Below are 2,415 nucleotides of genomic sequence, written 5' to 3'. Positions count from 1 at the left end.
CCCGGTGAAACGGGACCGAAGGAAGCGTCCGTTCCTTGAGAACTCAACAGCGTGCCAAAAGTCAACGCCAAATTTGTTGACACCCCGTCTCCCACGTTAGTGGGGGCAGGGTTCCTTTGAAAAAGACCTCACGAGACCATGATTTCGGTTGTGGTTGTTGTGGGGCAACACAGCGAGGACGTTGTGAACATCGACCCTATTCCGGTTGGTGTTCCGCTCTTTTGATGTGTGTTTCCCGATTACGGGAGAGCATTCATGGAGAGTTTGATCCTGGCTCAGGACGAACGCTGGCGGCGTGCTTAACACATGCAAGTCGAACGATGAAGCCGCTTCGGTGGTGGATTAGTGGCGAACGGGTGAGTAACACGTGGGCAATCTGCCCTGCACTCTGGGACAAGCCCTGGAAACGGGGTCTAATACCGGATATGACTACTGACCGCATGGTTGGTGGTGGAAAGCTCCGGCGGTGCAGGATGAGCCCGCGGCCTATCAGCTTGTTGGTGGGGTAATGGCCTACCAAGGCGACGACGGGTAGCCGGCCTGAGAGGGCGACCGGCCACACTGGGACTGAGACACGGCCCAGACTCCTACGGGAGGCAGCAGTGGGGAATATTGCACAATGGGCGAAAGCCTGATGCAGCGACGCCGCGTGAGGGATGACGGCCTTCGGGTTGTAAACCTCTTTCAGCAGGGAAGAAGCGCAAGTGACGGTACCTGCAGAAGAAGCGCCGGCTAACTACGTGCCAGCAGCCGCGGTAATACGTAGGGCGCGAGCGTTGTCCGGAATTATTGGGCGTAAAGAGCTCGTAGGCGGCTTGTCACGTCGGATGTGAAAGCCCGGGGCTTAACCCCGGGTCTGCATTCGATACGGGCAGGCTAGAGTTCGGTAGGGGAGATCGGAATTCCTGGTGTAGCGGTGAAATGCGCAGATATCAGGAGGAACACCGGTGGCGAAGGCGGATCTCTGGGCCGATACTGACGCTGAGGAGCGAAAGCGTGGGGAGCGAACAGGATTAGATACCCTGGTAGTCCACGCCGTAAACGTTGGGAACTAGGTGTGGGCGACATTCCACGTCGTCCGTGCCGCAGCTAACGCATTAAGTTCCCCGCCTGGGGAGTACGGCCGCAAGGCTAAAACTCAAAGGAATTGACGGGGGCCCGCACAAGCAGCGGAGCATGTGGCTTAATTCGACGCAACGCGAAGAACCTTACCAAGGCTTGACATACACCGGAAACGGCCAGAGATGGTCGCCCCCTTGTGGTCGGTGTACAGGTGGTGCATGGCTGTCGTCAGCTCGTGTCGTGAGATGTTGGGTTAAGTCCCGCAACGAGCGCAACCCTTGTTCTGTGTTGCCAGCATGCCTTTCGGGGTGATGGGGACTCACAGGAGACTGCCGGGGTCAACTCGGAGGAAGGTGGGGACGACGTCAAGTCATCATGCCCCTTATGTCTTGGGCTGCACACGTGCTACAATGGCCGGTACAATGAGCTGCGATGCCGTGAGGTGGAGCGAATCTCAAAAAGCCGGTCTCAGTTCGGATTGGGGTCTGCAACTCGACCCCATGAAGTCGGAGTTGCTAGTAATCGCAGATCAGCATTGCTGCGGTGAATACGTTCCCGGGCCTTGTACACACCGCCCGTCACGTCACGAAAGTCGGTAACACCCGAAGCCGGTGGCCCAACCCCTTGTGGGAGGGAGTCGTCGAAGGTGGGACTGGCGATTGGGACGAAGTCGTAACAAGGTAGCCGTACCGGAAGGTGCGGCTGGATCACCTCCTTTCTAAGGAGCATCTTGGCTGCTGAGCTTTGCTTGGTGGTCCAGAGCCATGACGTCGGCGAATGTTCGACGGTGGTTAGCTCATGGGTGGAACGTTGACTTTTTGGCATCGTTGGTTGGTTGGCTATGAGTACTGCTTCGGCGTGGAAAGTAGTGGATTGATCAGGGGTGTTTGGCGCGCTGTTGGGTGTCTGAGGGCACGGCCGTGAGGCTGGTGTTCTTTGGTTGCCGGTCCCGGTGAAGCATCACGGTTGTGGTGTGTGACGGGTGGCTGGTCGTTGTTTGAGAACTGCACAGTGGACGCGAGCATCTGTGGCCAAGTTTTTAAGGGCACACGGTGGATGCCTTGGTACCAGGAACCGATGAAGGACGTGGGAGGCCGCGATAGGCCCCGGGGAGCTGTCAACCGAGCTTTGATCCGGGGGTGTCCGAATGGGGAAACCCGGCAGTCGTCATGGGCTGTCACCCATACCTGAACACATAGGGTATGTGGAGGGAACGCGGGGAAGTGAAACATCTCAGTACCCGCAGGAAGAGAAAACAACCGTGATTCCGGGAGTAGTGGCGAGCGAAACTGGATGAGGCTAAACCGTAGGTGTGTGATACCCGGCAGGGGTTGCGCTTACGGGGTTGTGGGA

General features: G+C 57.8%; 2 rRNA genes. Both read left to right on the top strand.

Annotation, left to right across the window (positions count from 1 at the left end):
- Positions 1-252 precede the first annotated feature (252 nt).
- Positions 253-1,780, top strand: a 16S ribosomal RNA gene (locus tag FHS42_RS35975).
- 311 nt (positions 1,781-2,091) lie between these two features.
- Positions 2,092-2,415, top strand: a 23S ribosomal RNA gene (locus FHS42_RS35970); the annotation flags it as partial.

It is taken from the genome of Streptomyces zagrosensis, from assembly GCF_014203645.1.
Taxonomy (GTDB): domain Bacteria; phylum Actinomycetota; class Actinomycetes; order Streptomycetales; family Streptomycetaceae; genus Streptomyces; species Streptomyces zagrosensis.
This window is presented reverse-complemented; position numbering and strand designations above follow the sequence as displayed.